General features: G+C 27.9%; 5 protein-coding genes. All 5 read right to left on the reverse strand.

Features of this window, described 5'->3' with window-relative positions; genetic code table 11:
• Positions 1–381: 381 nt before the first annotated feature.
• Positions 382–1,599 (reverse strand): IS701 family transposase, encoded by a 1,218-nt coding sequence (locus NGI68_RS12420; protein WP_251861785.1) that lies wholly within the window; start codon positions 1,597–1,599, stop codon positions 382–384.
• A 192-nt stretch (positions 1,600–1,791) separates the two neighbouring features.
• Positions 1,792–2,561, reverse strand: a protein-coding gene (locus NGI68_RS12425; protein WP_251861786.1) for an IS5 family transposase whose coding sequence is annotated in 2 segments (ribosomal slippage) — positions 1,792–2,234 and positions 2,234–2,561 — 771 coding nt in all. Because the reading frame shifts where the segments join, the coding sequence is not laid out codon by codon here.
• Positions 2,562–2,691: 130 nt separating this feature from the next.
• Positions 2,692–4,167, reverse strand: a complete 1,476-nt coding sequence (locus NGI68_RS12430) for a SulP family inorganic anion transporter (RefSeq protein ID WP_251861787.1) — start codon at positions 4,165–4,167, stop codon at positions 2,692–2,694.
• Between the two features lie 193 nt (positions 4,168–4,360).
• Entirely contained in the window at positions 4,361–6,007 is a 1,647-nt protein-coding gene (locus tag NGI68_RS12435; RefSeq protein WP_251861799.1) for a ribonuclease J, read from the reverse strand.
• 576 nt (positions 6,008–6,583) lie between these two features.
• Positions 6,584–6,784 carry a helix-turn-helix domain-containing protein gene (locus NGI68_RS12440; protein ID WP_045883779.1) on the reverse strand — a complete coding sequence of 67 codons (201 nt, stop codon included), beginning with the start codon at positions 6,782–6,784 and terminating at the stop codon, positions 6,584–6,586.
• Positions 6,785–7,276: the final 492 nt, after the last annotated feature.

Consider the following 7,276-nt stretch of genomic DNA (forward strand, 5'->3'; position numbering starts at 1 on the left):
CTATATATAAACATTTGTCTATATAGAAGTATATTATGCAAATAATATATTAAATGTGAACATGAAAGTATTAACTATAATCTAAGTTATATATTGTGTAAAATAGATCAATCAATACTAATATTATTTAAATAATTATATAAATCAATAAACACCTGAAATAATAATTGCAAGTATAAATAATTTTTATGCTTTAATAAAAAAATACTATAGAACATTAAGCTCTATAGTATCTTTTATAAATATATTAAATTATATTCTTTAGTTAGGCAATTTCAAAAGCTAAATTACCTATTGAGACGATATTATACTTATTATGATATATTATCCATATAATATGAAAACACTTGCCCAATTTTATATGATGAATTTTTAAAAACTCTAAGGGATTTTTAGCTCAGATAAAATATCTTTTAGTTCAATATTCTGTTTTGATTTTTCATATATAAAGCACACAAGTGCTTTTGCCGTCAGGCTGTTTAGATATTTCTGAGTTTCACCTATAGTCTTAAAATCTCCGTGGTTGGAACTAACTCTAAATAATTCTAAAAAATTATAGATTAAGAATACTATAAGAAAATATCGTTCTATAGACAAAATGCTACGCATTCTATATTTATCAAAAGCTAAATTGCTTTTTAAATATTTATATGAAGTTTCTATAGTCCATCTGTGAGAATAATATTTAATTATAGTTTCTGCATTTAATAAGATGTCGGTAGACAGCAAATATACTGGGTTCTTGAATCCATCATGGGTGACTTCATAGCAAATAAGTATTTTAGCATAAGGGAATTTAGAAACATTACCTTCATAGGTATATACTCTATAGTCCTTACCTTCAACTGTAACAAGGTCTAAGGTGTTAGGACTAAGGAATTTTTCAAATTTTGATAACTGCATTGAAATTCCTAATGGAGATATTTTTCTGTTAGATTTAATTGCTCCTATTAGGTGGTAGCCCTTTGCTAAAGATGCTTCTATTAAATTATTATTTGTATACCATGAATCCATAAGACAATAAATTTTTTCACAATTAGATGGAGTTTTAAAAGAAGTTATAAAATTTTTTGCAATATCAATATTAGATTTAAAATTTTTATTTAAATCTTTGCAAAATTCCTTTTTATAGTAAGGTTTATATTGTAAAGGAATAGATTTATCATTTACAACAAAATTTGAAGTAACCACACAATGTGACCAAATATTTTTGTCTTCTGTATGAGAGTAATTATAAGATAATCCTTGCATTTTCTTTGCTGATTTCTTGGGATTTACAGTATCATCTATAATCAAAAATCCTACGGATTTAGGTTTAATATTATGCTCAAGGAAAAAGTTTAAATAGCTAATTCTATTGTTGTTCAGAAGACTATGGTCCCATTTAGAATGGCTTAAAAATCTATAAATACAACTTTTGTCTTTTGAATGCAACACATTTTTAGCAATTTCAGATAAAGTTTTAGTGCCAGGTAAATTAATTAATCCATTGGCAATATTGGTTAAATGATTAAATTGAGGCTTAGACATTCCATAATTTACATCATTTAAGTAATTGTAAAGTTCATTATTAATGGATACAATATTAGTACTTGGCATACTTCTTACCTCCTGTGTTTGTATTTGTATGGTAACTTTTATATAACACAGTGAGAGAAAGTATGCCATATTTATTTTTTGGTAGTTTTACCAATTTAGATTTTTATTTTGCATAACTAAAGTTATATTATTAAATTTTTTAAAAATCTAAAAAACATACTAGGGCGTGTCTGAAAACAATATATCAAGAGCTTATTTAGATAAAACAAAAATGGCAGAAATATAAACAAATGCAAGAAAAGAAGAAGAAAGCGTATCATATCTAGTAGCAATTCTTCTAAAATGCTTCACTTTATTAAAAAAGCATTCAACTAGATGACGCTCCTTATATGTCCACCAATCACAAGGCCAAGGATTCTTTGAATTAGATTTTGGCGGAATAGTATATGAGGCTCCCTGTGACGTTATATATTCTCTAATTTCATTTGTGCCATATGCTTTATCAGCTAAAATATTACTACTTTGTATATCAATGTTTGAAAGGATATCTATGGCTTGTGTACTGTCATGTAAATTACCAGATGACAATTGGAAGTATACCGGATTGCCAAGGGCATCCACAACTGCATGAATTTTTGTCGTATGTCCTCCGTGGCTTAATCCAATATGTTGTTTCGTTTCGTTGTTTACAGCCCCTTTTTAACACCTGCACTATGTTGGTGGGCTTTAATGCATGTTGAATCGATACTTAAATTTTCATAATCTGCTTCTGAGGTTAGCTCTTTAAAAATTACTACTAAAGTACCGTCATCACGCCACTTACAAAAACGACTATATACTGTTTTCCATGACCCAAAGCGTTCAGGTAAATCACGCCATGCAGCACCGCTTTTTGCAATCCATAGTATGGCATTGAACATAATTCTATTATCTTTGGGTGGTCTTCCTGTCTTTGCAACGGGAAATAAGTTTTTTATTTGATTCCATTGTTCATCTGATATTTCGTAGCGTTTTTGTGTCATTGTTTTAACCTCATAGTTTTTTATATTATTATACCTAAAATTTAAGTCTTTTGCACTAGTTAGTTTTCAGACACACCCTAATTTATAACTAAATAATTTTATATATATTTTTTATAATTTTAAAATTATTTTAGTGAACAAATTCTTGTTGACATGCATCATTTTTATTAAAAATAGCTATTTTATCAATTAGATTTGTACTATGCTTATTTAAGCCTACTATATTTACATTTGAACCATTCTTTTTATATTTAATCATAGCCTTATCAATTGCGCCAACACCTGATTCATCCCAAATATGTGCTTTAGATAAATCAATCTCTATAGAGTTAAACTTATCACTAAAATCAAATTGCTCTAAAAAATTTGTTGCTGATGCAAAGAATAATTGCCCTTTTACTTTATACACTTTCTTATTACTATTTTCTTCTACAATAGAGATGACTTTTATCTTTGAAATTTTTACTACAAAGAAAACAGCGCTTAGTATTGTTCCCAACAATACTCCAATAGCAAGATTATGTGTTAGTACAACAACAGCTACAGTTACTATCATTACAAAAGAATCACTCTTAGGTAACATTTTCATTTTCTTAATAGAACTCCAATCAAAGGTACCTATTGAAACCATGATCATAACCGCAACCAATGCCGCTAAAGGAATTTGTACTACTAGTTTATTTAATGCAATTATTAAAACCATTAAAAATATTCCTGATGAAAATGTAGAAAGACGACTTCTACCACCTGATTTAATATTAATAACAGATTGTCCGATCATAGCACATGATGCCATTCCTCCAAAAAAGCCAACAATTATATTACCAATACCTTGTCCAAAACATTCTTGTGTTTTATTACTTGAAGTTTCAGTCATATCATCTACAATTTGTGATGTTAATAATGATTCAATCAAACCTACAAATGCAAGGGAAATAGAATATGGTAATATCACTTTAAATGTTTCAAAGTTTAGAGGAACATTTGGAATTAAAAACTTTGGTAAGGTATTTGATATATGACCCATATCTCCAACAGTTCTAACATCACTTTTAGTAAGAATAGCAATAGCACTAATTACAACAATAGCAACTAATGGAGATGGTATTGTCTTAGTTATTTTAGGAAATATATATATTATTAATAGCCCACCTGCCACCATAGCATACATCTGCCAAGATTCTCCGGAAAAGCTAGGAATTTGTGCCATGAAAATTAAAATAGCTAAAGAATTCACAAAACCTACCATTACTGATTTGGGAATAAATTTTATTAAATTTCCAACTTTTAATGTTCCCAATATCATTTGTATAATACCTGTCAATATAGTTGCAGCAAACATATACTGTACACCATGGTTTTTTACAAGCCCTACCATTACAAGAGCCATAGCTCCTGTTGCTGCTGAAATCATTCCTATCCGGCCACCTGAAAAAGCAATTACTAATGACATACAAAATGAAGCATATAGTCCAATCATAGGATCAACTCCTGCTATAATAGAAAAACCTATAGCCTCTAGGATAAGTGCTAGTGCAACTACAATTCCCGACAGAATATCTCCTTTAATATTAGAAAGCCATTCTTCTTTAATTTTTTCTCTCAAAACATCACCTCTATTTAAAATTTATATGACTTTTTCCGTAAAAGTCTATTTCCGTTTCGCACAAGAATAAATTATACCTGCATAATTATCTAAATTCAAGCATATTTATATATATTATTTTTATATGAAAGCAATATAAAGGGAAAAGGTTTAAATATGATTTTTATAAAATTAGCACATCATATTTGTAATTTTATATTTCCATTATAATAGGAAGTATTATAGGTTTTCTTTTAGTTTTTTTATATAAAAATTGACCTAAATCATTTCTTATAGTAGCCTTTATTACTGACCATTCAGTTATATTATTACTAATACACTCCTCCACTGACTCCCTTACTAAATTTTTGGAATCCCTTAGTAATTGCTCTGACTCTTTAATATAAACAAACCCTCTAGAAACAATATCAGGACCTGCTAAAACACTAGGACCTTGTTTATCAATTGTTACTACTATTGTTATAATACCATCCTGTGATAAATGTCTTCTATCTCTCAAAACTATATTGCCTACATCTCCCACACCTAATCCGTCTACCATTATTCTTCCTGAAGAAACTTTGTTTACAATTTCTGCTTTTGTAGATGTAATTTCAAATACATCTCCTATATCTAAAATAAAAATATTAGATTCATTTAGACCTAATTTTTCAGCAATCATAGCATGTTGTTTTAAGTGTCTGTATTCTCCATGTATAGGTATAAAATACTTTGGTTTTAAAAGTGAATGTACTAATTTAAGTTCTTCTTGACATGCATGACCAGAAACATGTATATCTTCTAAGGACTTATAAATAACTGCTGCTCCTCTTCTATACAATTGATTTATCACATTAAATATAAATTTTTCATTTCCTGGAATAGGAGATGCAGAAATAACAATCATATCTCCTGGTTCAATCTTAATTTTTTTATGAGTACCTGTAGCAATTCTAGTGAGAGCTGACATAGGCTCGCCTTGACTTCCAGTTGTAATAATTGTAATTTTGTCATTAGAATATTTACCAATTTCATCTATCTCTATTAATGACTTAGTTGGTATATTTAAATAACCTAATTCCATTGCAACTTGTGATATTCGTTCCATGCTCCTTCCACTAAATGCAATCTTTCTTCCTTCCTTTATAGACGAATTTGCAATCTGCTGAACCCTATGTATGTTAGATGCAAAAGTAGCTACAATAACTCTCCCCTTTGATCCATTAAAAATATTATCTAATTTTTCACCTACAGTTTTTTCAGACATTGTATATCCTGTTCGCTCTGAATTTGTACTATCTCCCATAAATAATAGGACACCTTGCTTACCCAGCTGAGAATATCTTTTTAAATCAATAATTTCTCCATCAATAGGAGTATAGTCAATTTTAAAATCTCCACTATGAACAATCACACCTAAAGGAGTATGTATTGCTAATGAACAACTATCCGCTATACTATGATTTGTCCTTATAAATTCAACAGAAACTGTTTCTAACTTTATAACATCCCCTGGTTTTACAATATTAAGTTCACACTGTGATAGTATATTGTGTTCTTCCAATTTACACTTTACTAACCCTAAAGTTAATTTTGTGCCATATATAGGAACATTAAGTTCCTTTAAAATATATGGAAGGGCTCCAATATGATCCTCATGACCATGGGTTATGAAAAATCCTTTTACCTTATGACTATTTTTCATCAAATATGTTATGTCCGGTATTACAATATCTACCCCATACATTTCCGCATCTGGAAAAGCTAACCCGCAATCAATTACAACAATCTCGTCATCATATTCAATAGCTGTAATATTTTTTCCTATCTCACCAAGACCTCCTAGTGATATAATTTTCATCTTACTTTTATTTTTCAAAAAATTCCCTCCTTCATATAATTATTATTATCTTTTTTCCAGGCTAACTTTATAATGCTTTCTTAATATATATTAAATAACTGTATAAAACTCACTATTTACAGATGAGGTTCTATAACTTTGTCTTAAAGTTTTGTAATTATTATCTTATCCAAAAACATTATCAATAATTTGCTGCCAATTATTTATTGCTCCATAAGAATGTATTCCCTGAAAAAGATCTCCCAATAAAGTGAACATATTAGTATTTAAAACATAAAACTGAAATACACTGAAATCCTGCGCCTCATCTATTACTATACTTCCACTTGTTTTTTAAATTCTAAACCATTTCTAAAATAACGTACTGTACAAACATTTTCATTTACATTAAATATTTCTATCTTATGCATGCCATAATTTTCTAGATGTTTATTAATCTTTTTAAATCCTTCTAAATCTTCTTTTGTTACTTTTTCATCATAAAAAAACTAAAGGAATATTTAGCCCATAATTCCAATAATTCATGAAATGATGTATTATTATTTATTATCATTCGTGTACCTCCTGATAAAAAAATTATAATCTTTCTCCCCTTTTTAATTTTTCAATAAATTCAGATAAATCTTCTTTTTTAACACGCCAATGTCTTCCTATTTTAAAAGCTGGAATCTTTCCTTCTTGAACTAATTTATATGTTGTAACTTCACTAATTTTAAAATATTCTGCAACCTCTGCTACTGTCATGATTTCATCATATTTTTCATTTTCTTCTTTCATCTTAACAATTCTCCAATCTATTCAAATTTTTTATATTTGATTTTATTCTATATCAAAAATGTTCTGCTTCTATCCTTTAAACATTTTTATTATATACAATATTTTATAAATAAACAAGTTATTTTATATTATAAATCAAATAACTTATAATAATTTAATTTAATTATAATAGATAATAAATTATTATAGAAGCTTATTATAAATTTCACTTAATATTATATTACCTCATATATTCCAGACATGAAAAAACATCTCATGTAATAACACAAGATGCACATATTTTTAATTTCTGTCCAATTTACCTTAAATATTAGCAACGCCCTTATTAGAAATTTTATATAAAAAATATTGAACTATTTTTTATAGTATCTCTAATGAAAATCAAAATTCAAAGTTATAATAAAACAAATAATGAAATTTATTTTTGTAACTTTTACTCTCTCATTATTCTATTCCATGTCTTTTCTCCTATAATTCCATATATCATAAGAT

The sequence above is a fragment of the Clostridium sp. Marseille-Q2269 genome (assembly GCF_943736985.1).
In the GTDB taxonomy this organism is placed as follows: Bacteria; Bacillota; Clostridia; order Clostridiales; family Clostridiaceae; genus Clostridium_F.